23 protein-coding genes are annotated in these 25,822 nt (G+C 66.7%); 12 read left to right on the top strand and 11 right to left on the bottom strand.

All coding sequences use genetic code 11. The features are described 5' to 3' along the window. Genes ACNQVK_RS05050 through ACNQVK_RS05040 form a run of 3 tightly spaced genes read right to left on the bottom strand, consistent with a single transcriptional unit; the run spans nucleotide 1 to nucleotide 1,234 of the window. The gene (locus ACNQVK_RS05050; RefSeq protein ID WP_409551835.1) at nucleotides 1-486 is read right to left on the bottom strand and encodes an SRPBCC family protein; all 486 of its coding nucleotides are present in this window, start codon (nucleotides 484-486) and stop codon (nucleotides 1-3) included. Between the two features lie 3 nt (nucleotides 487-489). Further along, a complete protein-coding gene (locus tag ACNQVK_RS05045; protein ID WP_211156685.1) occupies nucleotides 490-828 on the bottom strand; it encodes an ArsR/SmtB family transcription factor in 339 nt (112 codons plus the stop codon). A gap of 40 nt (nucleotides 829-868) precedes the next feature. Continuing rightward, a complete protein-coding gene (locus ACNQVK_RS05040) occupies nucleotides 869-1,234 on the bottom strand; it encodes a hypothetical protein (RefSeq protein WP_418028644.1) in 366 nt (121 codons plus the stop codon). A 280-nt stretch (nucleotides 1,235-1,514) separates the two neighbouring features. On the opposite strand from ACNQVK_RS05040, the gene ACNQVK_RS05035 reads away from it, so the two are divergent. Beyond that, nucleotides 1,515-3,380 (top strand): hypothetical protein, encoded by a 1,866-nt coding sequence (locus tag ACNQVK_RS05035; RefSeq protein WP_418028643.1) that lies wholly within the window; start codon nucleotides 1,515-1,517, stop codon nucleotides 3,378-3,380. Between the two features lie 10 nt (nucleotides 3,381-3,390). Here the strand turns inward: ACNQVK_RS05035 and ACNQVK_RS05030 are convergent, their stop codons facing one another. After that, entirely contained in the window at nucleotides 3,391-3,807 is a 417-nt protein-coding gene (locus tag ACNQVK_RS05030; RefSeq protein ID WP_276130298.1) for a nuclear transport factor 2 family protein, read from the bottom strand. A 103-nt stretch (nucleotides 3,808-3,910) separates the two neighbouring features. Here ACNQVK_RS05030 and ACNQVK_RS05025 point away from each other — a divergent pair, with 103 nt between their 5' ends. Then, on the top strand, nucleotides 3,911-4,486 hold the full coding sequence (locus tag ACNQVK_RS05025) for a PadR family transcriptional regulator (protein ID WP_418028642.1): 576 nt from the start codon (nucleotides 3,911-3,913) through the stop codon (nucleotides 4,484-4,486). Here ACNQVK_RS05025 and ACNQVK_RS05020 read toward each other — a convergent pair. Continuing rightward, the gene (locus ACNQVK_RS05020) at nucleotides 4,443-5,660 is read right to left on the bottom strand and encodes a hypothetical protein (protein ID WP_418034592.1); all 1,218 of its coding nucleotides are present in this window, start codon (nucleotides 5,658-5,660) and stop codon (nucleotides 4,443-4,445) included. The two genes, ACNQVK_RS05025 and ACNQVK_RS05020, sit on opposite strands and share 44 nt — an antisense overlap. A 111-nt stretch (nucleotides 5,661-5,771) precedes the next feature. Between ACNQVK_RS05020 and ACNQVK_RS05015 the strand changes: the two genes are divergently transcribed. Further along, nucleotides 5,772-6,794, top strand: coding sequence for a fused (3R)-hydroxyacyl-ACP dehydratase subunits HadA/HadB (locus ACNQVK_RS05015; protein WP_418028641.1), 1,023 nt, complete (start codon nucleotides 5,772-5,774; stop codon nucleotides 6,792-6,794). 15 nt (nucleotides 6,795-6,809) lie between these two features. Here the strand turns inward: ACNQVK_RS05015 and ACNQVK_RS05010 are convergent, their stop codons facing one another. The 5 genes from ACNQVK_RS05010 to ACNQVK_RS04990 form a co-directional block, all read right to left on the bottom strand. Beyond that, entirely contained in the window at nucleotides 6,810-9,707 is a 2,898-nt protein-coding gene (locus ACNQVK_RS05010; protein ID WP_418028640.1) for an RND family transporter, read from the bottom strand. Continuing rightward, entirely contained in the window at nucleotides 9,704-10,129 is a 426-nt protein-coding gene (locus tag ACNQVK_RS05005; RefSeq protein ID WP_418033964.1) for an MmpS family transport accessory protein, read from the bottom strand. The genes ACNQVK_RS05010 and ACNQVK_RS05005 overlap by 4 nt, the downstream gene beginning before the upstream one ends. A gap of 242 nt (nucleotides 10,130-10,371) precedes the next feature. Further along, nucleotides 10,372-11,019: a maleylpyruvate isomerase family mycothiol-dependent enzyme gene (locus ACNQVK_RS05000; RefSeq protein WP_418028639.1), complete on the bottom strand. Its 648-nt coding sequence runs from the start codon at nucleotides 11,017-11,019 to the stop codon at nucleotides 10,372-10,374. 13 nt (nucleotides 11,020-11,032) lie between these two features. Continuing rightward, the gene (locus ACNQVK_RS04995) at nucleotides 11,033-11,791 is read right to left on the bottom strand and encodes an SCO6745 family protein (RefSeq protein ID WP_418028638.1); all 759 of its coding nucleotides are present in this window, start codon (nucleotides 11,789-11,791) and stop codon (nucleotides 11,033-11,035) included. 11 nt (nucleotides 11,792-11,802) lie between these two features. Continuing rightward, a complete protein-coding gene (locus tag ACNQVK_RS04990; RefSeq protein ID WP_418028637.1) occupies nucleotides 11,803-12,582 on the bottom strand; it encodes a DUF1906 domain-containing protein in 780 nt (259 codons plus the stop codon). 264 nt (nucleotides 12,583-12,846) lie between these two features. On the opposite strand from ACNQVK_RS04990, the gene ACNQVK_RS04985 reads away from it, so the two are divergent. From ACNQVK_RS04985 to ACNQVK_RS04975, 3 genes are read left to right on the top strand one after another with little or no spacing between them, the layout of a single operon-like run. Beyond that, nucleotides 12,847-14,928: an AMP-binding protein gene (locus tag ACNQVK_RS04985; protein WP_418028636.1), complete on the top strand. Its 2,082-nt coding sequence runs from the start codon at nucleotides 12,847-12,849 to the stop codon at nucleotides 14,926-14,928. Further along, nucleotides 14,916-16,265 (top strand): MFS transporter, encoded by a 1,350-nt coding sequence (locus tag ACNQVK_RS04980; protein WP_418028635.1) that lies wholly within the window; start codon nucleotides 14,916-14,918, stop codon nucleotides 16,263-16,265. Before ACNQVK_RS04985 ends, ACNQVK_RS04980 begins: the two co-directional genes overlap by 13 nt. Before the next feature lie 57 nt (nucleotides 16,266-16,322). Then, the gene (locus tag ACNQVK_RS04975) at nucleotides 16,323-16,889 is read left to right on the top strand and encodes a dihydrofolate reductase family protein (RefSeq protein WP_418028634.1); all 567 of its coding nucleotides are present in this window, start codon (nucleotides 16,323-16,325) and stop codon (nucleotides 16,887-16,889) included. Nucleotides 16,890-16,906: 17 nt separating this feature from the next. On the opposite strand, the gene abc-f is transcribed toward ACNQVK_RS04975, so the two are convergent. After that, nucleotides 16,907-18,553: a ribosomal protection-like ABC-F family protein gene (abc-f, locus tag ACNQVK_RS04970; protein ID WP_418028633.1), complete on the bottom strand. Its 1,647-nt coding sequence runs from the start codon at nucleotides 18,551-18,553 to the stop codon at nucleotides 16,907-16,909. A gap of 150 nt (nucleotides 18,554-18,703) precedes the next feature. Between abc-f and ACNQVK_RS04965 the strand changes: the two genes are divergently transcribed. The 6 genes from ACNQVK_RS04965 to ACNQVK_RS04940 all read left to right on the top strand — a co-directional run bounded on the left by ACNQVK_RS04965 (nucleotide 18,704) and on the right by ACNQVK_RS04940 (nucleotide 25,788). Further along, complete coding sequence (locus ACNQVK_RS04965; RefSeq protein ID WP_418028632.1) at nucleotides 18,704-20,737, top strand: toprim domain-containing protein; 2,034 nt, start codon at nucleotides 18,704-18,706, stop codon at nucleotides 20,735-20,737. Between the two features lie 20 nt (nucleotides 20,738-20,757). Next, entirely contained in the window at nucleotides 20,758-22,887 is a 2,130-nt protein-coding gene (locus ACNQVK_RS04960; protein WP_418028631.1) for a DNA gyrase subunit A, read from the top strand. A gap of 28 nt (nucleotides 22,888-22,915) precedes the next feature. Then, on the top strand, nucleotides 22,916-23,056 hold the full coding sequence (locus ACNQVK_RS04955; RefSeq protein WP_418028630.1) for a hypothetical protein: 141 nt from the start codon (nucleotides 22,916-22,918) through the stop codon (nucleotides 23,054-23,056). A gap of 93 nt (nucleotides 23,057-23,149) precedes the next feature. Then, a complete protein-coding gene (locus tag ACNQVK_RS04950) occupies nucleotides 23,150-23,914 on the top strand; it encodes a DUF1906 domain-containing protein (protein WP_418028629.1) in 765 nt (254 codons plus the stop codon). A gap of 39 nt (nucleotides 23,915-23,953) precedes the next feature. After that, complete coding sequence (locus ACNQVK_RS04945) at nucleotides 23,954-24,997, top strand: alpha/beta fold hydrolase (protein WP_418028628.1); 1,044 nt, start codon at nucleotides 23,954-23,956, stop codon at nucleotides 24,995-24,997. A gap of 80 nt (nucleotides 24,998-25,077) precedes the next feature. After that, a complete protein-coding gene (locus tag ACNQVK_RS04940; protein ID WP_418028627.1) occupies nucleotides 25,078-25,788 on the top strand; it encodes a class I SAM-dependent methyltransferase in 711 nt (236 codons plus the stop codon). Nucleotides 25,789-25,822: the final 34 nt, after the last annotated feature.

The following is a 25,822-nucleotide window of genomic DNA, read 5'->3' as shown; positions in this document are numbered from 1 at the left end:
TCACCCCCGGATCAGCTCGTCGATCTGGTTGATCGCCAACGAGGCGCCCTCGACCACGCCCATGTCCAACACCTGCTGAAGCGCATCGGCGGACGCGTAGGTGCTCACGTAGATCGCCCGCGTGCCACCGTTGTGTTCGGCGAAGGTGTAGACGTTCTTGGACACCGGCATCTCCGGGTTCGGGTTGAAGTCCTCGTCGGCGAACCCGTCGTCGAACGAGAAGCTCGACGGCTCGTCGACGGCCGTGACCGCCCAGTACCCCGCGTGCTTGTCGCCCTCCGGGCCGGTCATGAAGTAGGTGACGCGGCCACCGGGAGTGAGGCTGTGGTCGACCACGGTCGCCGGGTAAGTCGGTGGCCCCCAGACCTTCTCCAGCTGACGCGGGTCGGCGTAGACCTGCCAGATGCGCTGCACCGGTGCCGCGAAGTCGGCAGTGATCGTCAGCGTCAGATTGTCGAGGTCGTGTTGGACGTCGGTAACGGGCATGGTTCAGTCCTCCTTGGGATCGGATGCGATCAGCTCATCGATGCGTGCGATGCGGCCACGCCAAACCTGTTCCAGCTCAGTCAACATGGACGCCACCGACCGCACCGCCTCCACGTCACCGCTGGCCAGCTGCTCACGACCGTTGCGTCGCTTGGTGATCAGCCCGGCCTTCTCCAGCACGGCGACGTGCTTTTGCACTGCGGCGAAGCTCATGTCGTACTTCGCCGCGAGCACGGAGACCGAGTGCTCCCCCGCCAGGACCCGGCGCATGATGTCTCGCCTGGTCCGGTCGGCGAGCGCGTGGAACAGGGCGTCGGCCTTGTCCTCGTCGCTCTCGGTCACCACACCAACATACAACCGATCGGTTGTATGTCGTCAAGTGCTAACCCCAGTAGGAGAAGCTGCACACGGGCTTCACTTCCGTCTTGAACGACACGAGTTTGTCGCCGTCCATCGTGATCGTGCAGGTCAGCGAGGTGCTCCCGGCGTCCGCGGCGACCTCCGATTCGAGTTTGTCGTAGACGGAGTACTGCTTCTCCCATGGCAGCATCACATTCGTCTCGGTCTGCTCCGCACCGCCGTTGATGCGGTAGCGGATGGTCACCGGGGCAGTGCCTCCGGTGACCTTCATGACCGCCGTACCGACCGGTGCGCCGGTCGGCTCTGCCGCCTTCGGCGACTCCGTCGTCGCGCGAGTCGGTTCGGTCGTCTCCCACGAGGACGCTGTGGCACTGGTGGTTTGCGCCACGGGTGTACCCGTGGTCGTGCTGCACCCCGCGGACAACACGGCGGCTGACACGACGCTGACAGTTACCCCGACGACACCCCTGAGTGAACCCATACCCGACCCTACGACGGGCCGGGGCCGGTCCGAATCGGAAATTCTGCAGCGCCGACCGAGCTGAGCAAAACGCCTGAATGACATCGGCCGATGTCATATATTGGCCCGGCATGTGTTCGCGGCGGCTGGCATTCCCGTCACCGGCAGATCCGGACACCATCGCGGAATGTCAAGGGGGACATCGATAATGGCGCACGGTTCACGCTGCCCGGAAACCGCCGAACGTCTACCGCTGCGGTACGGCCTGTCCGTCATAGCGGTCGGCATCGGTGTCGGCATCGCCGGCGCCAGCGGACATCCGGTGGCCTGGGCGGATCCCGGGTCGTCGGGCTCGTCGGGCACATCGGGTCAGTCGTCGAGCCATTCGAGCGCGGGAACCGGCCACGGTCCCAAGAAGCCGGCCGACCGCCGCGGTATCCGACCGAGCCGGACATCTCCGTCGTCGCCGAAGAAGACCCCAACCGCCGACACCACGTCCCCCTCGTCGGCCTCGTCGGACGATGACGACGACACATCGGCCGTACAGTCCCCCACCACCTCCAAGCCGAATTCGTCAGCGCCGCAGCTGGAGTCGATCGCCGACTTCGTCCGCGGGAAACTCCGCGACATCAAGCCGGCCGCTCCGGTCCGGCCCGATGGCACGCAGCTCGCCAACTCCGACTTCTCGTCACCAGCCACCGCGAAACGCTCGGCCGCGATCACGTCGTCCCCGCTCCCGGGCGCCACGCCGTCGCGGGCGCAGGCATCGGCTCCGGCACTGGCTCCGGCATTGGTTCAAGCTCCGGCGATCAAGGCCACGCTGCCGGATCTCACCGCGATCGTCCGGACCGCCCCCGCCACCGCCGCGAACGCGAACCCCCTGACCGCGAAGGTCGCCGCGGTAACCACCACGACCAAGACGACTCCGAACCCTCCGGAGCCGCTGTCGCCCATCGCCAAGATCGCCGAGCTGCCCGGGCGCATCGTCAACACGGTGCTGCAGGTGCTGGACATCACCGTGTCCGCCAACGGTCCGAAGAGCCCGATCAATTTCGCACCGATCAACGACGCCCTCTTCGCGGCGTTCCGTGAGATCGAAGGCCAGCTGGGGCTGACCAAAACGCCTGCCGTGCAACCGGTACCGCCGACGATGACATACAACGGGCCCACCACCGGCAAGACCCCGACGGTCTCGCAGTTCCTCAACGCCGCGACGGCCGCATACGTGTGGGGCGGCACCCCGGGCGACCTGAAACCGTTCGTGGTCAACGGCAAGCAGATGGAATCCACCAATGTGCTGACCGGCATGTCCGGCAAGGCGTGGGTGACGCCGGAAGGCCAGATCATCATCGCCTACCAGGGGACGACAGGTGGCACGAACCTGCTGCACAACCCGCTGATCGCGATCTCCCAGGTGATCGCGGACACCCAGGTGATCTTTACCGACACACCGCCCCAGGCTTTCTACGACGCGGTGGACTTCCAGCAGGAGGTGGAGGCCGCCGCTATCGCGCAGGGCTACCGCAAGGAAGACATCTTTGTCACCGGCCACTCACTCGGCGGATGGGAAGCCGCATACGTGGCACAGCAGACGGGCGTGGGGGGAATCGGTTTCGAGAGCCCCGGGCTCAACACCACGGTGCCGGGCAACGGCGCCGACTCCGGATTCGTCAACGTCCTGACCTACGGCGACACTGCGGCCTACTTCTCCACGGACCTGCCCGGACTGCAGCCGTTCATGCCCGAGTACGTGCCCGGCGGAGGAAGCAAGCCGCACTACGGCGCGATCGTGATGATCGGCAATCCCGACGCCGCCATCCCGCTGATGAACTCGGCAGCGCTGTTGAGCACCGGACCGATCGGCGGCGCCATCTTCGTCGTCGACATCCTGGTCAACTTCCTGCAGTACCACCTGCCCGGCGTCCAGGCCTACCACCTGGGCGTCACCCCGGACCCCGGGGTGGTGCCGTGGCTGGGGAACCCGTCGGGTCCGGTCAACGCCGACTACGCCGACATGACGATCCCGGAGCTGCAGAAGGCGGCGTCGGACGCGGGGACCCTGATCAGGCCCTGAGCGGGCCGGGTCAGGCCTGCGCGGACTCTCGCTGAATCTGTTCTGCGGCTTCTTGTTTGATCCGCTCGAACTGTGCGGCCATGGCCTCGGAAAGCGCTGTCGCACCCGACAGCGGCCTGACCATCACCATGAAGTCGTCGATCTTGCCGTCGGCATCGTGATGCAGGAAGTCACATCCGGTGATCTTCTTGCCGTCCACCGTGGCCTCGAAGACCAGGGCGTGATCCTGCCCCGATGCGTCGGCGATCTCCCGGATGTACCGGAAGTCCTCGAAGACCCGCATGACGGCGCGCAGGATGGCTGCCGTGATGGGCTTGCCCGGATACGGCTTGAATGCCACCGGGCTGGTGAACACCACGTCGTCGGCCAACAGCGCCTCGATCGCGACCTCGTCGCGGGCCTCCACTGCCTTCCTGAACGGATGCATACGCCACCTCCAATACCCGATTCGTCAACTAGCGGCGATGCTAGGCGCGACCCCTTTCAATAGTCAACATTTTGAATAATCACTTCGCTGCTAACATCTGCTCATGGCGCTACGCGACGCAGTCCTGGCCGCGCTCCTCGACGGCGAGGCATCGGGCTATGACCTGGCGAAAGGGTTCGACGCGTCGGTCGCCAACTTCTGGATGGCCACGCCCCAACAGCTCTACCGCGAACTGGATCGCATGGCCTCAGAGGGACTCATCGCCGCGCGGCTCGTCGAGCAGGACCGGCGGCCGAACAAGCGCCTGTACTCCCTGACCGAACAAGGCAGACACGCCTTGCTCGAGTTCACCGAGGTGCCCCCGAAGCCCGGCGCGATCCGCGAAGATCTCCTGGTTCAGGTCCAGGCGGTGGATTCGGGCAACATCGAGGCGGTCCGCGACGCGCTCACCGAACGCCGGCAATGGGCCACCGCCAAACTCGCGCGCTACCGCCGTATGCAGGACCACCTGCTGGCCGGCCGCACCGAAGCCGCCTACCTGGCCGAGTCCGAGCGCATCGGTCCGTATCTCACGCTGCTGCGCGGAATCCGGTTCGAGGAGGAGAACATCGACTGGGCGGCCCGGGCTCTGGCCGTCATCGAACAGCGACTGGGCGCGGCGGGCCGGCCGCTTCGATGACCGTCTCCTGTGGCTCGGTGACCCACGCGCTGAATATCGGCACTCCGCGCCACGGCTCCGGCCCGTCGTAGCGGCCCGCACAGGCCAGGACCGCGAACGGGCGGTTGAACCGCACGTCGATCCGGCGGACGAGCACCTCATGGAACCGGGGCACCGACCCGGCGACCATGCCGATCGCCGTCACCGCGGCCGCCTTGAACCCTTCTCGCGTATAGGAGGCGACGGCCGACTGCCTCGCACTGAGTTCCACCGGCAGATCCTCTGCCCTCGCGAAGCCGGTGATCGTGTCGAACACCGGGGCCACCCCAGGTGCGTTGTCGAGATCGTGGTCGCCCGTCGCCGACCAGGCCGGCAGGTAACTGCGCCACTCGGCGTGTACGCCCGGATCACCGACCCGGCGTTCCCGTCGCTCCGTCACGGTCCACGCGTGCCCGTCGGTCAGCTCTTCGATCGGGACCCGGCGGGCGGCGCGATCATCGCCGCGCAGCATCGCCGCCACCTGGTGTGCCGCGGCGTCGACATCGTGGGGCGCGACGCCGGGCTCCGCAATGACGGTGAAGACGTCGAGCGCCGACGACGAAGGCGGTGCGGCCACCGCCACCAGACCCGCTGCATCGGTGTCGACCACCAGATGGATTCCGTCCCGGAACGTCAACGCCGTGCGTATCCGTTCGCCGAACGACCCGCCCAGTTCGTTCGTGGTGCCGAGCGGTTCCTCCCAGCTGATGTCGGTGGCGAGCGCGGATGCGAGTACCAACCTGGTCAATTCATCGAGCTGGAGCGGGAAGCGGTCGATCAACCCGTTCGTCCGGGATCGCGCCCAGGCATCGGCCTGCGTCTGATCCGGGACCGGTCCCCGCTCTACCACGTCGGGCAGCGTCCGCGCCCATTCGTCGAACGCCGGCCCCAGCTTGCGGTCCCACACCGAGGCGAGTGCCGACACCGCCGGGTGCGGGTCACGCAGCAGGGCGCAGGCCCGCGCGGCAGCGTCGTCGACCGTCGTGCCGAGGACCGCTTCGAGACGGCGACGGGGCTCTCCCGCGGTCGCCGGTCCCACCAGTGCCAACAGCAGCCACAGACCCAGCGGCGAGGCCACCGTGTGCCTGTCGAGCACTGACCGGTTGAACTGGGCCGCGTAGGCAGACACGATCTCGGGGTTGTCGAGGCCGGGCATGGCCGCACCATATCTGCTGATCGCGGCCGGTTGTACGCGTAACGGCGGTCAGACGTTAGTGTGCTTTCGTCGGCTTCAGCGAACAGGCCGATAGAAATGTTGAGCAAATTCATGACCGCAGCACCAGAAGCATCGGCGCTCGAAGCCCGCGTCGGCCACTATTACGAGGCAGACGGCCTCTACCTGGTCGGCCGCGAGAAGGTCCGCGAGTACGCCCGGGCCGTGCAGGACTACAACCCCGCACACTGGGACGTCGACGCCGCCGCGAACCTGGGCTACTCGGGCCTGGTCGCGCCGCTGACCTTCACCTCGACCCCGGCCATGGCCTGCAACCGGCGCATGTTCGAGTCGATCGTCGTCGGTTATGACACCTACCTGCAGACCGAAGAGGTCTTCGAGCAGCACCGCCCGATCGTGGCGGGCGACGAACTGCACGTCGACGTCGAGCTGACGTCGGTCCGCAGGATCGCCGGTCGGGACATGATCACCGTCACCAACACCTTCACGGACAGGGCCGGCGAGCGCGTGCACACCCTGCACACCACCGTCGTCGGCGTCACCGCCGAGGATCTCAATCCGGAGATCAAGACCGCCGTACAGCGGGCCATGATGCACGACGTCGACATCTTCGGCATCGGCGACGACGAGTACGAGAAGACCGTCCGCCCCGAGGGCGAGATCCGCATCGCCGAGGACACCGCCCGCGCGCCGGGCACCCCCTCCTTCGATGACCTGAAGGTCGGCGACGAGATCGGCTCGCACCACACCCGACTGTCCCGCGGCGACCTGGTGAACTATGCCGGCGTGGCCGGCGATGCCAACCCGATCCACTGGGACGAGGACATCGCCAAGCTGGCCGGGCTGCCCGACGTGATCGCACACGGAATGCTCACCATGGGCCTGGGTGCCGGATTCGTCTCCACCTGGTCGGGCGATCCGGGGGCCGTCACCCGCTACGCCGTGCGGCTGTCCCAGCCCGCGATCGTGTCGGCCAAAGAGGGCGCCGACATCGAGTTCAGCGGCAAGATCAAGTCGCTGGACCCGGAGACCCGCACCGGCGTCGTCATCGTCGCCGCAAAGGCCGACGGCAAGAAGATCTTCGGCCTGGCGACGATGAACATCCGCTTCAGCTGACCCGCTGACGCCGCGTCACGACGCCACCTCGGCCGGATCGCGCTGGATCGGCTTGGGCCACGGCGAGCGCGGCGGACGGGGACGGACCCGCTGCGGCCACCAGAACCACCGCCCGAGCAGGGTGGCGATGGATGGTGTCATCAATGCCCGGATCACGAACGTGTCGAAGAGCAGGCCGAGGCCGATTGTGGTGCCGACCTGGCCGATGACGATCAGCTTGCTCACTGCCATCGACGCCATGGTGAACGCGAACACCAGCCCGGCGGCGGTGACCACCGGGCCGCTGCCGCCCATGGCGCGAATGGTGCCGGTCTTCAGCCCGGCGTGGATTTCCTCTTTCATTCTCGACACCAGCAACAGGTTGTAGTCCGCGCCGACGGCCACCAGCACGATGACCGACATCGGTAGCACCATCCAGTGCAGCGGTATCCCGATGACGTGCTGCCATATCACCACGGAGAGCCCGAAGGCGGTGGCCAGGCTGACCACCACCGTGCTGACGATGACAGCCGCGGCCACCAGAGCCCGGGTGAGGATCATCATGATGATGAGGATCAACATCAGCGCCGCCGTTGCCGCGATCAACAGGTCGTAGTCGGCACCCTGCTGCATGTCCTTGAACATCGCCGCGGTACCGCCGAGGTAGACCGAGGATCCCTCCCACGGTGTTCCCCTGATGGCCGCGGCCGCAGCGTTCTTGAGCAGCTCGGAACGGGCCGTGCCTTCGGGCGTCAGCGGGTCGCCTTCATGAATGATGGTGAACCGCACGGCCTTTCCATCCGGCGACATCATCAGCTTCATGCCACGCTGAAAATCGTTGGTTTCGAAGGCTTCCGGGGGGATGTAGAACGAATCATCGTTCTGGGCTTTGTCGAACGCCTCTCCCATCGCGGTGCTGTCCTTCTGCTGCGCCATGGTTTGGTCCTGCTGCGTCTTCTGAACCTGATACTGATTGAGCATCATCTGCTTCTGGTTCTTCATCGACTGGATCATCGACGGCATCAACGCGACCAGCTGCGGCATCAGGGCGTCCAGGCGCTCCAGGTCGGGTACGAGATCCTGAATGTCGTCGGACAACGTGTTGATTCCGTCGAGAGTGTCGAATATCGACCGCAACGCCCAGCACACCGGGATATCGAAACAATGTGGCTCCCAATAGAAGTAGTTTCGGAGCGGCCGGAAGAAGTCATCAAAGTCGGCAATGTGGTCGCGGACCTCATTGGTATCCGTCGACGTCTTCTTCGTCTTCTGCACCATGCTGTGGGTGACCGCAGCCATCTGCTGGGTGATGGACTGCATCTTCTGCATCGTGTCGATGGAGGTCTGCATCTCGCCGGCCTGGGCCAGGATGTTGGCGATGACGCCCTGCTGGTAGTCGTTGCCCATGATCTGGCCGGTGCCGCTCTGGCTGAGTGTGTACGGGATCGTCGAGTGCTCAATGGGTTTGCCATCGGGGCGGGTGATGGTCTGCACCTGGGCGATACCCGGCACCTGCGCCAGCGCCTTCGCGATCTTGTTGATCACCAGGAAGTCAGCTGGATTCCGCAGATCGTGGTCGGTCTCGATCATCATCACGTCGGGGTTCATCCTGGCCTCGGAGAAGTGTCTGGTCGCGGCCGCGTAACCGACATTCGCCGACACATCAGGGGGCAGATATCTCCGATCGTTGTAGATGGTGTGATAACCGGGCAGCGCGAGCAGACCGAGCAGGCACGCCGACACCGCGAACACCAGCAGCGGGCCAGGCCAGCGGACTGCCGCGGTGCCGACCCGGCGCCATCCTCTGGCCTTCGACTTCCCGCGCGGCTCCAGGAACTTGCCCCACCGGCTGGCTATCGAGATGAGTGCGGTTCCGAACGTCAGGGCTGTCGCGACAACGAACGCCATACCGACGGCCAAGGGGTAGCCCATCGTCTGGAAGTAGGGCAACCGGGTGAAGTGCAGGCAGAAGGTGGCGCCCGCGATGGTCAGACCGGAGGCCAGTACGACGTGGGCAGTCCCTTCAAACATGGTGTAGTACGCCGATTCTCGATCCTCGCCGGCCCGGCGCGCCTCGTGATATCGACCGACCAGGAAGATCCCGTAGTCGGTTACCGCGGCGATGGCCAGGGTCACCACCATGTTGGTCGCGAAGGTTGTCAGGCCAAAGACGTTGTAGTAGCCCAGGAATGCGACCAGCCCACTGGCACCCGCCAGTCCGGCGATGAGCAGTACGCACAGGAGGAGCGTGGTGGTCACGGAGCGGTAGATCACCAACAGCATGACGACGATGACCCCGAAGGTGACCATCTCGATCATCCGCATGCTCTGGTCGCCGATCCTGTTCTGATCCGAGCTCGTCGCCGCCGCGCCCGTCACGTAGGCCTTGACCCCCGGCGGTGCCGGGCTCTCCTCGGCGATCTGACGAACGGCGTCCACCGATTCATTGGCCAATGCCTCGCCCTGATCGCCCGCGAGGTAGACCTGGACATACGCGGCCTTGCCGTCGACGCTCTGAGCGCCCGCCGCCGTGAACGAGTCGCCCCACAGGTCCTGTACGTGCTCTACGTGTTTGGTGTCGGCGCGCAGGTCGCGGATCATCTTGTCGTAGTAGGCGTGCGCGTCGGCACCCAACTTGTCCTGCCCCTCGATCACGATCATCACCGAGCTACTGCTGCGGTATTCCTCGAATTTCGTGCCGATACGTTTGATGGCGATCATCGACGGCGCATCGTTGGGACTCATCGACACCGACCGCATCTTGCCCACTTCCTCAAGTTGGGGCACGACGGTGTTGAGTATTGCGATCAAGGCGATCCAGACCACGATGATCGGGACAGCGAAGATCCGGATGAACCGGGGAATGACGGGCCGCGACTTGTGACGCGGGCCCGGAACGGGAGCGGTCGGGGCGTCGTCCACCGGCGCGCTCATGCTGCCTTCACCAGGCAGAAGGTTTGTGCGTTCACTCCGGTAGCCGTCCTCTCGTCCTTGACGACGTCGTCGACGGTGATCCGGCAACCGATGCTGTCACCGTCGGTCTGGGCCAGGATGTTCGGCGACGCCGAGGGGGCCGTGGTCGTCAACGTCAAGCTCCAGGGCAGCCCCACGGTTCCGGCGCGCTGTGGATTTCCGTCAAGGTCCTTGTAGTTGATCACCGCCGTACCACCCGAGCCGTACACCTCATAGGTGACCACCTTGGGATTGAACTTCTCCGCGGTGTCAGCGCCGATCGGTGTCACCAGCACTGGATGCGCGCCGAAGATGGTCCTCAGGTGCGACACCGTGAGAAAGCCGACGGACAGGGCAACCACGATGGCGATCGGCAGCCAGACCTTCCGGAATATTTTTGTCAGCATCGCTGCCTCCCGAAGTTGACCAATGCAACCTTCGGCCACCCGCTGACCCGACCCATTTCCCAAGGCCATCGAACACGTGACCGCGGTACACGTGTCGGAAACCTATTGGCAGCTGTCATCGTCCGGCCTTTCGAGGTTTTCGAATGGCCACAGGATCTGGTGGTCGTGGTCAGCTTAAGGAGCAAACCTCGACCGCCGGACGAAAACGCAACGAAATGCGTGGTCGAGAGCTCGGTCCGCTATCGCAGGCGAGAGTCCAGGACAGCAAGTCCAGGGCCGGACAGGCGGTCGAACGCGACGGTACGTCCGCACACCGCCAGCATCAGCGCGACTCCGGGACCGGCAATGACCTGGCCGTCACCCCACGTGCGCCCGGTGTCCTCGTCGTGCAGCGCGATACCGCGCAGGCGCCGGTGCGGGAAGAAGCCCATCTGCGTTCGACTGGTGAGGAAATCGAGTACCCGCGCGACATGCTGCGGGTCCGGGTGATGCGGAAGTCCCAGCGGTATCCGCATGTCGGCACCGTGTACCAGCACGTCGGTCAGTCCTGACAGCGGCCCGGTAATGGGCGGACTCAGGCGATGGTCGGCTCGACTGCGCAGCGTCTCGGCGATCTCGGCGGCGGACGCTTGCGCCCGGCTACGCGCCAGCGCGTCGATCCCCCGGTCGATGCTGCCATGGCGGACACCGCTGGCCAGAAAGCCCCAGAACCCGTCGGTGAAATCGCTGACCAGGTGCGCCGCAACGGTTTTGACGTCCCATCCGGCGCACAGGCTCGGCGTGGCCAATTGGTCTGCATCGAGCCCTTCGATCAGGGTGGCGATCGAGCGTCGCCCGTCGGCGACCGCGGCGAACACCCGCTCGCGTTCCTCCGGGCTCAGCCGCATCGGACGATCCCGCTCACCGCGGGACGTTCGCCTTCAACGACTCCAGTGCCTCCGTGCTCAACTTGGCCAGTTCCCCGGCCTCGGCCGGATCGAGAGCGGCCGTGAAGATCTCCGCCATTCGCCGGTTGGTGACCTGCTCGATCTCCGCGTAGCGGTCCTTCTTGTCCGCGCCGTCCGCGAACGGCTCGGGCCAGCCGAACATCGTGGTGTACTGCGGTCCCTTGTTGAGCATGTGCGCCTCCACCGGGGCGATACCGGAAATCGTCAGCGCATTGAAGTGCACCCCGGCGCGCAGTTCGCGGAGCACGAACATCACCTGCAACGCGCGGGCGGCCGCATCGTCGGCCAGCGGCATCGCACGCCAGCCGGCGAACAACGGCAGCCCCGCGATCGGCGTCGCGGCGATGATCTTCTCCCCCAGCGCCGCGACCCGATCAAGGCCCTGGGCACCCGACAGGTACTTGCGTCCGAACTCGGCTGCCTGCTCCCAATACTGTTGCGCCGCACCGGCAGCACCGCGCACCGCGACACCCTCGTCCCACATCGCCGCGAGCCCGTTGGGTTCGAACACCGCGAAGACGGCACTGACGGTGGCGCCGGAGGCCTCACCGAGCACTCCGCCACGGCCGGCGACGTAGCCGGCCAACGGGTTCTCATACCCGGCGGCGACGCTGGCACCGAAGTTCTCCGGGTGCAGCATGAAGACCGCGACGGCCTGCTCCATCGCCGTTCCCGTGGTTGCGGCAGCGTCCAGCACGTCGGTGTTGCTCATGACGGTGACTCCTATCTGGCGAGATCCCATTGGCCGTAATCGGCTGCGAGAACGTCGTTCACGTCAACATGGATGCCGTCGATCACGAAGCCCGGATCGGACGCGGTGACGACTTCCCTCTGGAACAGTACGGCGGCCGGTTCACGCTCCCCCCGCGACCATGCCTTGGTCTGCCACGCCCACCGATGACCCGGGCTGGTCGATGCGCCGACCACACCGTCGGCGATGGCCCAACCGCATTGGCTACGGCCACCGTAGATTCCGGTGCGGCCAACCCCCAGCACCGAGTTGATTCCCCGAAACCATTGGACTGCCGGACTTTTCCACGTCTTGGCATCGATGTCCTCATCGACGCTGAAGAAGATCGGCGCCGACGCCGGCCCCCCGGCCGCGGTGTGCAGGCTCAGTGCCGTCTGAGCGTCGGCCACTCCCCCGTCGTAGCCGCGGGTGAAGTCCGACGGCGTCGGCCACCCGGGCTTGCCGAACTGGTAGCAGCTGACGACCTGCAGTCCGGCCGATCGGAGGCGGTCGGCGTAGTCGCGGGTCACCGGCTTGAAATCGAACGTGGCCCCCGGCCGCAATTCGGAAACGTAGACGAGCGCGCCCCCGAAGCCCGCGGACTTGATCTGTTCGGGCTGGACCAGCCGGTCGGCGAAATCGACGAGCTGCAGACCGTCGGCGGACGCCGTCTGGGTGCCGACCGACGCGGCCAGCGCACCCGGAACTGCCAAAGCCGGGGCAAACAGCGCTGCATACCTGAGGACTTCACGCCGCGAAGCGGATCGCGTCACGGACCGAAGCGTATCCGCGGATCTGGCGCAACTCCACCCCCGCCCGATATCGGAAATGCCACTCGGCCATATCGAGGGTAATCATCGGACTCGACGCCCGTCGTCCAACGCCTACCTGCGGAATCCCCCGGATTCGCCGGGCATCGAACTTTGCTCAGGGAAACGGTTACATCTGCGTTCGTCGGCGAAACAGGCCCGTGCCAGGGACAGATGAACCACAATGGCTAGTCGCAGCTAACTACCGACCCCCTGGCAGAAACCACCGTGGCCCGAGACGTGATCGCCGTCGACACGACGCTCGATCACCCATGCCCGGACATCTGGTCCATCCTGGCGGCGCCGGATCTGTACCCACGGTTCTTTCGTGGCCTCGGTTCGTGCGAACACGTTGCCGGCGACCCGAATCTCTTCGAGGTGCGCCTGTCCACCTCCCGCGGTGCCGTCGTCGTGCAGGAGATGCGCCGGACAGTCCGCCTGTCGGGCATGGAGTTGCGCCTCGACGCGACGCAGACGGGTCGCTGTTTCGCCTCGATTCGCCTGACTCCCGAAGGGGCCGGCGCTCGGATCGCATTGCGGATCTTCGCGGTCGGCACCCTGCATCCCGACATCGCGAAAGCCAGCGACAGTGCCATCGAGAGCTGGATCCACGACGGCCTCCAGCGGATCTCGGACTCCCTTGCGGGTAAGCCGTCCTCACAACTGGTCAACATGGGCGACGGGCGATCCCTGCAACTCAACGTCTTGAAGACCATGATCACCAGCGGTGTGGTGCGCGCATCTCGACCCGATCGTGGTCTTCGCCAACTCAATTCGCTCGCCAAATGGGGATTCACGCTCGCGGGCGGGCTCACCGCTGCCGCCGCGCGCTCACCGCGCACAATCGCGTCGATCGACCGGTACGGGACCTCGACCTACGGGGACGTGGCCGAGCGCACCAACCGCTTGGCATCGGGCCTTGCGGTGATCGGTTTCAGCAGCGAAAGCACGTTCGCGGTTCTCGCCCGCAACCATTCGGCGATGGTCGAGTGCATGGTGGCGGCGAGCAAGTTGGGAGCGGACCTGGTGTTGCTCAACACCGGCCTCGCCGCCCGGGCGATCGAAGAGATCGTGAAACGACACGACGTCGACGCCATATTCCTCGACGGCGACTTCGAACCGGAGGTGCGGTACGTCTCCGCGGACATCCCGCGAATCTCGATCCACGCCAATTCGGCTACCCGGCACCGGCGTTCGATCGACGATCTCATCTCCACCGGCACCGGCGCCGCACCGGTGGCACCGCCGAAACAACCCGGCAAACTGGTCGCGCTCACCTCGGGCACCACCGGCACGCCCAAGGGTGCCCGACGGCCCACGCCACCCGGCTTCGGCGCCATCGCCGCGATGTTGTCGCGCATGCCGCTGCGTCACGGCGAGGTGATGCTGATGTGCGCCCCGATGTTCCACACCTGGGGTCTGGCCGCGCTGCAAGTGAGCACGCCGCTGCTGGCGACCGTGGTTCTGATGGACCGGTTCGGCGCCGAAGAATGCCTCAAAGCCATTGAGCGCCACCGCTGCACCGTGGTGATCCTGGTTCCGGTGATGTTGCAGCGCATTCTCGAGCTGCCCGCCGCCGTGGTCAACCGGTACGACACCTCGTCGCTGAAGGTGGTCGCCAGCAGCGGGTCGCCGATTCCGGGCGCAGCCGTCACCAAGTTCATGGAGATCTTCGGCGACGTTCTCTACAACTTCTACGGATCCACCGAGGTGTCCTGGGCGACGATCGCCGATCCCGCCGACCTGCGCGTCGCCCCGACCACGGCCGGCCGGCCACCACTGGGCACCCGCATCGCCATCCTCGATGACGCGGGCGCCATCGCGCCGGCCGGCGCTGTCGGTCGCATCTTCGTCGGCAACGACATGCTGTTCGACGGTTACACGAATGCCGCATCGCCTGCCGTCGAAGACAGGCTGATGGACACCGGCGATCTCGGATACCTCGACGGCAGCGGACGTCTCTTCGTCGCCGGTCGCGACGACGACATGATCATCTCCGGCGGCGAGAACGTTTTTCCGCGGCCTGTCGAAGAAGCCATCGCCGTGCTGCCACAGGTCGCCGACGTGGCGGTGGTCGGCGTTCCGGACCCGGAGTTCGGCCAGCGCCTTGCGGCGTTCGTGGTCCGCACCGAGGGGGCGTCACTCGACGCGGACACCGTCAAGAACTATGTCCGGAACCGCCTGAGCCGCTTCTCGATTCCGCGGGACGTCACGTTCGTCGATCAACTGCCACGAACCGCCACGGGGAAGGTCCTGAAACGTCATTTGATCGAGGGCCAGTTTCCCCTGGAGATGGGGTGGCCGGGCTGACTCGCTGGATACTCGCGGCGATCTCCATCGCGCTGTTCTGCGTGCAGATCGACTACTTCGCGGTGAACCTGGCGCTGCCCCGGATGGCGTCGGATCTGCACAGCAGCACCACCGACATGCAATGGGTGGTGAGCATCTACATGCTGACGCTGGGCGCCTTCATGGTGCCCGCGGGTCGCATCGCAGACATATTCGGCCGACGACGTGTGCTGCTGTCCGGCATCGCACTGTTCGCGGTGGCGTCGGTGCTGTGCGCCGTGGCTCCGACGCCGGCCGCGATAGTCGGGTTCCGCGCGCTGCAGGGTATCGGGGCGGCGATGATCTTTCCGGTCTCGGTGAGCGTCCTGACCAATGCCTACCCCGCGGCCAGTTCGGGCAGGGCCATCGGCACGGCCTACGGCATCGCCGGGCTGGGGAACGCTGCCGGTCCGTTGGTGGGCGGCGTGCTGACCGAAACGGTTGGATGGCGCGCGGTGTTCTGGCTGCTGGTGCCCTTCACCCTCATCTCGCTGGTCATCGGTGCCCGCGTGATCCCCGAGAGTCTCGACGAAAGTGCCCCGCGCCGAATCGATGTGAGTGGATTGGCGCTGATCACGGCGGGCATCGGCCTGTTCACCCTGGCTTTCGATCGTGCGCCCACCTGGGGTTGGCTGTCGCCGGCGACCATCGGCGCCGGAATCGCCGCGGTTGCCCTGCTCACGGCGTTCGTGGCAGTCGAACGACGAACGCGCCACCCGCTGGTCGACCTCGGGTTGTTCGGCAACCCGGGCTTCGCGGTGCTCGTCGTTGCCGGCACCGTCGCCAATATCGCGTACGTGGTCACGGTCTTCCTGACCACGCTGAATCTGCAACAGGTCCGCGGTCTCGATCCACTGATGGCGGGCGTGGTGTTCCTGGGGCCGTCGGCCGGCGCCGCGCTGGGAGGCACGCTCTCCGGCCGGCTGCCATCGGCGTCCTCTCCCGTCCGCGTGATGGCCGCCGGATGTATCGCGGCCGCGATTTCCCTTGCCGTACTGACTTTTTCCGGCGGGTGGGTGGGGTACACGATTGCGCTCACGGCGTGCGGCTTCACCATGGGATTCGTCTACGCGTACACCACGGTCGCCACTCAAGCGGTGGTCCCGCCGGCGCGAGCCGGCGAGGCAGCCGGAGTCACCCTGACCGCGCTGGTGACGCTGGCCGGCGTCGGCGTCGCCGTGTCGGGCACCGTCCTGGAGGTGCTCCAACTCGGCGGGATGGGGACCGGCGCGGGCATCGACGCGATCTTGACCGCCATCGCCTTGGCGTTGTCGGCGGCCGGGTTGGCCGTCTGGATCAGGGCCCCCGGACACCGATGAGTTTTTCGCACTGCACCGGTCACTACGCCTGAGACCAACATCCGGGAGGCTGACACCATGCGCAAGCTGCGCTACGGCATGAACGTGACTCTGGACGGCTACATCGCCGCGCCCGGCGATGACATCGCCTGGGGCGGGCCACCGAGCGACGAACTGTTCCAGTGGTGGCTGGACCACGACCGCGCCAGCAGCGTGGCACTGTACGGCCGCAAGCTCTGGGAGACGATGAGCTCCTACTGGCCGACCGGCGACCAGCAGCCCGACGCAACCCCGGCGGAGATCGAGTTCGCCCGGAACTGGCGGGATACACCGAAAGTGGTGTTCTCTTCGAGGATCGAGAAGGTCGATTGGAACACCCGCGTGGTCACCGGCGATGCGGTTTCCGAGATCACCCGGCTCAAGGCCGAAGACGACGGCCCGATGAGCATCGGTGGCGCAACGCTCGCCGGGGCTGCCATGCGAGCCGGGCTGATCGACGAGTACATGCTGGCCACCTACCCGGTCCTGGTGGGAGCAGGCACGCCGCTGTTCACCGCGCTGGACAGCTGGGTGAACCTGAACATGGTCGAGACGCGGACGTTCCCCGGCGGCGTGGTGCTGACCAGGTACGAAACGAGGCGCTGAGCGTTCGTCTGCTCGGGTTACAACTCCGCCACCTGGCCGTTTTCGACGGACCACGAGCGATCCAACCGGACGTTCTGCAGCATTCGACGGTCATGCGTCACCAGAAGCAGGGCACCGTCATAACTTTCGAGGGCCTGCTCGAGCTGCTCGATGGCGGGAAGATCGAGGTGGTTGGTCGGCTCGTCGAGCACCAGCACATTCGTGCCACAGGCCTGCAACAACGCCAGGCCCGCGCGGGTGCGCTCACCGGGAGAGAGATCGTCGACCGCACGTTCCACGTGGTCGGCCTTGAGCCCGAACTTCGCGAGCAGGGTCCGGACATCGGCCGTCGGCCAATCCGGCACGTGCCGCTCGAACCGATCGACGAGCCGATCGGGCCCGGTGAAAACAGAACGGACCTGGTCGATTTCGCCGATGGCGACGTTCGCACCCATGCTCGCGCGTCCCTCGTCAGGTTGCCGGCGGCCGAGGAGTAGCCGCAGCAACGTCGACTTGCCTGCTCCGTTGGGACCGGTGATCCCGATCCGCTCGCCGGCGTTCACCTGCAACGTGACCGGCCCCAGGACGAAATCGCCCTGCCGCACAACAGCATTGTCGAGGGTCGCCACGACCGAACTCGACCGGGGCGCGGCCCCGATGCTGAACTGCAGCTCCCATTCCTTCCGAGGCTCTTCGACCTCCTCCAGGCGGGCGATCCGGCTCTCCATCTGCCGAACCTTCTGCGCCTGCTTCTCACTGGACTCGGATTGCGCCCGGCGCCGGTTCTTGTCGTTGTCGGGCGCCTTGCGCATCGCGTTGCGAACACCCTGGCTCGACCACTCCCGCTGGGTTCGGGCCCGCGCCACCAGATCGGCCTTCTTCTCGGCGAACTCGTCGTATTCCTCGCGGCGGTGCCGCCGGGCGACTTCCCGTTCCTCCAGATAGCTTTCGTACCCACCGCCGTACACGGTGGTTCTGTTCTGCGCCAGGTCCAGCTCCAGGACGCGGGTTACGGTGCGGGACAGGAACTCCCGGTCATGACTGACCAGCACCACGCCGCCGCGGAGCTCCCGGACGAAATCCTCCAGCCGGGCCAGTCCGTCGAGGTCCAGATCGTTGGTCGGCTCGTCGAGCAGGACGATGTCGAAGCGCGACAACATCAGCGCCGCGAGTCCGACTCGCGCCGCCTGCCCGCCCGACAGAGCGGTCATCAGGGTCGACTCCGGCCGCACCGCGTCGACATCGAACCCCAGGTCGGCCAGCACCCCGGGCAACCGTTCGTCGAGGTCGGCGGCGCCGGTGGCGAGCCAGTGGTCCAGCGCGGTGGAGTAGGCGTCGGCATCGGCCGCCGGATCCGCCAAGGCTTCGGCCGCGGCTTCCATCGCCAGGGTGGCCGCGGTGCAACCTGTACGGCGCGCGATGTAGGCCGCGACGGTCTCCCCCGGCACCCGCTCGTGCTCCTGGGGCAGCCACCCGACGAACCCGTCGGCCGGAGCGAGATTGACCACACCTTCGAGCGGAGTGAGATCTCCGGCGAGGATGCGCAGTAGTGTGCTCTTGCCCGCACCGTTGACCCCCACGACCCCGACGACGTCGCCGGGTGCCACGGTCAGGTCCAGCCCCTCGAAGAGCGTGCGGTGGGCGAATCCGCCTGCCACATTCTTCGCGACAAGCGTTGCGGTCATGGCCTCATCGTCGCATTTGCCGGGATCTCAGCCCGCATCGCCAGGTTCAGCGCCGTTTCAGCCGCGGCGGTGAGACGGGGCGTCGGCGGACCAAGGCAGAATGCTTAGGCCACCCGCGGGATCCGGAGTGGTTGGTGGAAAGGACCAGCAGTGAGTTACAACGCCGCGGACATCACCGAGCTCGATGATGTCCAGCACACGCGCCTGCGGCCGGCGGTGAACTTGGGCCTCGACGTGCTCAACACCGCGTTGCGCGAGTTGGTCGACAACGCGATCGAAGAGGTCGCCGATCCCAGCCACGGCGGGTCCACCGTGACCATCACCTTGCACGCCGACGGATCTGTCAGCGTCGCCGACGACGGGCGCGGCCTGCCCGTCGACTCCGACCCGGTGACCGGGAAGAACGGCATCGTCAAAACACTGGGCACCGCTCGGGCGGGCGGCAAGTTCTCCGCCCACAGCGACGCGACCAGCACGGGTGCCGGATTGAACGGGATCGGGGCCGCCGCGGCGGTGTTCATCTCCGCCCGCACCGACGTCACGGTGCGCCGCGCCGGAAAGACCTACCTGCAGAGCTTCGGTCACGGTTACCCCGGGGTCTTCGACGGGAAGGACTTCGACCCGGACGCGGAGTTCACCCGTGCCGACACGCAGAAGCTGCGCGGCGCCGGTAACCGTAAGCCCGACGCACACGGCACAGAAGTGCGCATTCTGTTCGACCCGGCCGTGGTGCCCGACTCCAGCCTGGATGTCGGGGAGGTGCTGTTGCGGGCGCATGCCGCATCGCGGATGTCGCCAGGGGTGAACCTGATCGTCGTCGACGAAGGCTGGCCGGGCGAAGACATCCCGCCCGCATTGCTCGAGCCGTTCAGCGGCCCCTGGGGCACCGATACCCTGCTCGACCTGATGTGCACCGCCGCAGGCACTCCCCTGCCCGGGGTGCGCGCGGTGGTGGAGGGCCGCGGTGAATACTCCACCGGACGCGGCCCCACCCCGTTCCGCTGGTCGTTGACCGCGGGCCCGGCCGAACCCGCGACGGTGGCCGCTTTCTGCAACACCGTGCGCACCCCGAACGGCGGGTCACACCTGACCGCTGCGGTGAAGGGGTTCTCCGAAGCCCTGGCCGACCGCGCGTCCCGGATCCGCGACCTCGGGCTGGCCAAAGGCGAGGACGGGCCCGAGGCACAGGATTTCGCCGCCGTCACCGCACTGGCGGTCGACACCCGCGCACCCGACGTGGCATGGGACTCCCAGGCCAAGACCGCGGTGTCGTCACGATCGCTGAACGTGGCGATGGCCCCGGATGTGGCGCGCAGTGTCACCATCTGGGCGGCCAACCCCGGAAACGGCGACGCCGTCACGCTGTGGACGAAGCTGGCACTGGAAGCGGCCCGGGCCCGCCGCAGCGCCGAAGGCGCCAAGGCCCGTTCTCGTGCCGCGTCGAAAGCCAAAGGGCTGGGCACGAATCTGTCGCTGCCGCCCAAACTGCTGCCCAGCCGGGAGACCGGTCGTGGGTCCGGTGCCGAGCTGTTCCTGTGTGAGGGCGACTCGGCGCTGGGCACCATCAAGGCGGCACGCGACGCCACGTTTCAGGCGGCCTTCCCACTGAAAGGCAAGCCGCCCAACGTTTATGGCTTCGCCCTGAGCAAGGCGCGGGCCAAAGACGAGTTCGACTCGATCGAACGCATCCTGGGCTGCGGGATCCGGGACAGCTGTGACCCCGAACTGTGCCGGTATGACCGGATCCTGTTCGCCTCCGACGCCGACCCCGACGGCGGCAACATCAACTCCAGCCTCATCTCGATGTTCCTCGACTTCTACCGGCCGCTCGTCGAGGCCGGGATGGTCTACGTGACGTTGCCGCCGCTGTTCGTGGTCAAGGACGGCACACAGCGGATCTACTGCCAGGACGAGTCCGAGCGCGACACTGCCGTGGCCCAGTTGAAAGCCACCTCCAAGCGCAAGGTGGAGGTGCAACGCAACAAGGGTCTCGGCGAGATGGACGCCGACGACTTCTGGAACACCGTGCTGGATCCACAGCGCCGCACAGTGATTCGGGTTCACCTCGATGACGGTGAGAAGAAGCTGCACCACACCTTGTTCGGCGGGCCGCCCGAGGGCCGGCGTACGTGGATGGCCGATGTCGCCGCCCGCGTCGACACCTCCACGCTGGACTTGAGCTAGGGACGTAGGAGAGACCGGCCGTGACATCGCTCATCGAACAGAACCCCGACCTGGTCCTCGACCAGAGCGCCGATGACTACTGGAACCACTACCAGCTGACCTTCGCGCTCTACAGCGTCAGCGACCGCGCCATCCCGTCGGCATTCGACGGGCTCAAGCCGGGTCAGCGGCGTCTGCTCTACCAGATGCACGACTCCGGACTGCAACCCGGAAACAAGCCGCAGAAGTCCTCGAAGATCTGCTCGGCCGTCACCGGCAACCTGCACCCGCACGGTGGCGCGTCGATGTACGGTGCCGCCGCCCTGATGGCCGCTGACTTCCAGCGTGTGAAAGTCATTGACGGACAAGGTGCGTTCCCGCGTATCCAAGGTGACATTCCCGCGGCTGACCGGTACACCGAGATGCGGCTGTCGGCACCCGGAGCCGCGCTGACCGCAGAACTCAACGACCACGCGGTGCCGATGGTGCAGACGTTCGACGGCGAGTGGACCGAGCCGACGATGCTGCCGGCACAGTGGCCGGTGCTGCTGTGCAACGGCGCCATGGGCATCGCCGAGGGCTGGGCCACCAAGGTGCCCGCGCACAATCCGCGTGAGGTCATGGCCGCGTGCCGGGCGCTGCTGAAAACCCCCAACATGACCGACGACCGGTTGCTGAAACTCATCCCCGGCCCCGACTGGGGATGCGGGGCCACCGTCGTCGGCACCGCCGGGCTGCGGGAGTACATCACCACCGGCCGCGGCGCGCTCACCGTACGCGGCACGGTGTCCGTCGACGGCAAGAACTGCATCATCACCGAGCTGCCACCCGGCGTCGCGAGTAACACTGTGCAGGACAGGATCCGGGCCCTGGTCGAATCCGGCGAGATGTCGGGTGTGGCCGACATGTCGGACCTGACCGACCGCCGCAACGGACTGCGCATCCTGGTCACCGCCAAACGCGGCTACAGCGCCGAGCAGATCCGCGAGCAACTGCTCGCCCTGACCCCGCTCGAGTCGACCTTCGCCGCCAGCCTGGTCGCGCTCGACGAGGACCGGGTGCCCCGCTGGTGGAACGTCCGCGAACTGATCGGCGCCTTCCTGCACCTGCGCGATTCTGTTGTGCTGCACCGCAGCGAGTACCGGCTGGAGAAGGTCACCGCCCGCAGGCACCTGGTGGCCGGCCTGATGAAGATCCACCTCGACATCGACGCCGCCGTCGCGGTCATTCGCGGTTCCGACACCGTCGACGACGCCCGCCAGGGTCTGCAGGAACACTTCGACATCGACGAAGAGCAGGCCAATTACGTTCTGGCACTGCAGCTTCGCCGGCTTACCAAGCTTGACGTGATCGAGCTGCAGGCAGAGGCGGACAAACTCGACGCGGAGTTCGCAGAGCTGACCGAGCTGGTGTCCAACCCCGACGCGCGCCGGGTGGTGATCGACAAGGAACTCGTCGAGACCGCCAAACTGTTCAAAGGGCCCGAGTTCGACCGCCGCACCGTGCTGGACTCAGAGGCCACGCCCGTGGCCTCGTCTGCCGACGAGGACGGGCCGCGCGAGCGCAAGGTCAACGCCGCATGGCGCCTCGACGATCGCGGGGTGTTCTCCGACAGCCACGGCGACCTGCTCACCTCAGGTCTCGGTTGGGCGGTCTGGACCGACGGGCGGGTGAAGTTCACCACCGGCAACGGCCTGCCGTTCAAGATCCGCGACATCCCGGTGGCGCCGGACATCACCGGGCTGCTGCGCTCCGGTGTGCTCGCCGAGGGTTACCACCTGGCCCTGGTGACGCGCCGCGGGAAGATCCTGCGGATCGACCCCGCCGCGGTGAATCCCCAAGGCGCGGCCGGCAACGGTGTGGCCGGGGTGAAGCTGGCGGGCGACGGCGACGAAGTGGTTGCCGCGCTGCCGATTTCATGCCAGAACGGCGAGGCGATGCTGTCGATCTCCGAAAAAGGTTGGAAGGTCACCGAAGTCGCCGACATCCCGGTCAAGGGCCGGGGCGGCGCCGGCGTCGGGTTCCACCCGTTCGTCAACGGCGAGAACGCACTGCTGTCGGTGTCGATCTCCCCGACCGGGTTCGTGCGGGGCAAGAGATCGGTACGTGCCGAGAATCGCGCCAAAGCGTCGGTCAAGGGTGCCGGGACGGACGTGACACCGGCGCCGTAGCCTGGCGACAACAGCATGAGGGGGCTCCATGGTCAGCGCGGAACCGCACATCTACATCACCGTGCCGTCGGTACGGATCTGGGTCAGGAACAACCGCTGGGCAGCCTTCGCGGTGGCATTCGTCGCTGCCGCAGTGCTGCTCGCGGCGGTCGCCTTGTTGTTGTCGTGATGCCCGCACCGGCTGGATAACGGTGCGGCATCGAACTGAAACCGGCGCGTGAGGCAACAAGAGTCACAGCCGTCACTTTGTTAACATCACGCCGTGCAGGTTTCCAGGCGTGACGCCTTGCGCTACGCCGCTGCGGCCTCAGCGCTGGCCGGTCTCGGCGTGGCATCGGCAGCGATGCCCGTCGCATCGGCCGCCGCCCCCACGCTGATCGACTTCGCCATGCGCCAGATCCCGGCGCGGGACATCCGGGCCGCCGGCCACTCCGGGGTGATCAACTACGTCTCGACTTCACGGCCCGGCTCCTCCATGGGCGCCAAGCCGATCACCCTGCCCTACGCCCGTGAGCTGACCGCCGCCGGTTTGGTGATCGTCAGCAACTACCAATACGGCAAGCCGGGCGGGACGGCACCGTCGGACTTCACGCGCGGCTTGGCCGGCGGCGTCGCCGACGCTCGCACCGCCTGGCAGCTGCACACCGCCGCAGGTGGCGGCCAGAGCGCCCCGGTCTTCTTCAGCGTCGACGACGATATCGACCGCAACACCTGGAACACCGTCGCGCTGCCGTGGTTTCGCGGAATCAACTCGGTGATCGGCGTGCAGCGCACCGGCATCTACGCGGGTATCAACCCGTGCCAGTGGGCCATAGCCGATGGGGTTGTCGGGCGGTCGGGCACACCGGGCAAGGCGTGGGCGTGGCAGACCCGGTCCTGGTCTGGCGGAAAGGTTCACCCCGCCGCGGTTCTCTACCAACGCATAGTGAGCACCGTGTCGAATCCGGGCCCCGTGGTCGGCGGGCTCGAAGTCGACGTCAACGACGCTCTGGCCGCCGATGTCGGCCAGTGGAACCTTCATCCGTGACGACACCGTCGAGGTAGGGACCGGATTACGCTCGTGGGCGTGCTGGAAAAGTCCGGGATCCAGTTTCTGCGCGTCAGCGGCCGCCGCATCGCGTACGAGGTGCGCGGGCAAGGACCACCGCTGGTGGCCCCGGCATGGTGGGTGAGTCACCTCGAACTCGACTGGCAGGATGCGGACTACCGGCGATTCTGGAACGGCGTCGCCGACGGATACACCTTGATCCGCTACGACCGGCTCGGCGTCGGCATGTCGGATCGCACGCTGCTCGAGTCCGATCTGAACCTCGACTGCGAAGTCTCGACACTGCGTACGGTGCTCGACGAGCTGGGGCTCGAGCGCGTTTCGCTCATCGGCGGTTCATCCGGCAGTTGCACCGCTGTGGCATTCGCCGCGGCGTTCCCCGAACGCGTCGAGCGCTTGGTGTTGTACGGGTCGTACCCGCATGGGGCGGCACTTACGGCGCCGGGTGTGGGAGACGCGATATTGACTGCGTTACAAGCACATTGGGGGCTCGGTTCACGCCTGCTCAGCGACATCTTCCTCAGCGGGGCCGACGGCGACGATCAGGACCGCTTCGCCAGGTTGCAGCGAGAGGCGGCGACGGCCGAGACCGCCGCCGCATTGTTGGCCATGGTCTATCGCCTCGACGTCGGCGATCATCTTGCGCTCGTCCGATCTCCGACGCTGGTGGTGCATCGCCGGGACGACCGAGCCGTGCCGTACCAGCTGGGGCGCGAGGTGGCTGCCGCGATCCCGAACGCGGCATTCATCCCGTTGAAAGGGAGCGCTCACTTCCCGTGGCACGGTGACGTCGATTCCGTCGTCCGCGCGTGCCGCGAGGCTCTGGCCCCGGGTCAGCCGCCACCGCACCAGGCGTGCGCGCCGGAACAGGTCGTACTGTCCGGTCGCGAGCAGGAGATCCTCGCTTGCGTCGCACGCGGTCTCAGCGACCGCGAGATCGCCGATCACCTGGTGCTCAGCCCACACACCGTTCACCGCCACGTCGCGAACATCCGCCGCAAGCTGGGCCGGACCTCACGAACCGCTGCCGTCGCGGAAGCCGGCCGGCTCGGCCTCCTGTGAGATAGCCGAAACGGGCCATCGGCAGAAGATGGCCGGATCGGGCGATGCGCGAACGATGCGGCCGTTCCTACGTTTGGGACATGACCGAGATCGCCGCTCCTCAACCGGGAACCCAATCCCAGCCGAGTCCGTCGTCTGCGACATGGCTGCGGACCTTCGCCCTCGCGTACGACTCGCTCCTCTGGCTGGGTGAGGTCGCCGGCATGCGCCGTCGGCGCAGCACCCTGCTGAGCCACGCCTACGGGAACGTCGTCGAGATCGGCGCCGGGACCGGGTTGAACATTCCGCACTATCCGGAGGCAGTGACCGAGGTGGTGCTCACCGAGCCGGAGCCCGGCATGCGCAAGCGGCTCTCGCGCCGTGTCGCGCAGTACGACTGCGCGGCGCGGATCGTCGATGCGCCGGCTGAACATCTACCGCTCGCCGACGCGTCCGTGGACACCGTCGTCTCGACGCTCGCCCTGTGCACGGTCGACGAGCCGGAACGAGCGCTGCGCGAGATTGCCCGCGTACTCCGCCCGGAGGGGCAGTTGCTGTTCATCGAACACGTGCGGGCGAGTTCGCGCCTACTGGCGGCGTGCCAAGACACGTTGCACGAGCCGTGGCGCCGCTTCGCCTGCGGCTGCCGGTGCAACCGCACCACCGTTGAGTTGATGCGCGCCTGCGGTTTCCAGGTCGCGGCTCGAGACGACGCGTGGCGCCGCATGCCGGCGATCGTCCGTCCACTCGCAGTCGGCCGCGCAACCCCGGCTGATCCGGGCCGTGTCGCTGGCTGCGCAATGCCCGGTTAAGCTGGGATAACCGGTGGGCGCAGCGTCCATCCCG

This window comes from Mycobacterium sp. 134 (genome assembly GCF_048282715.1).
Lineage (GTDB): Bacteria > Actinomycetota > Actinomycetes > Mycobacteriales > Mycobacteriaceae > Mycobacterium > Mycobacterium septicum.
Note: the sequence above shows the minus strand (reverse complement) of the source record. Positions and strands in the feature narration are given on the sequence as shown.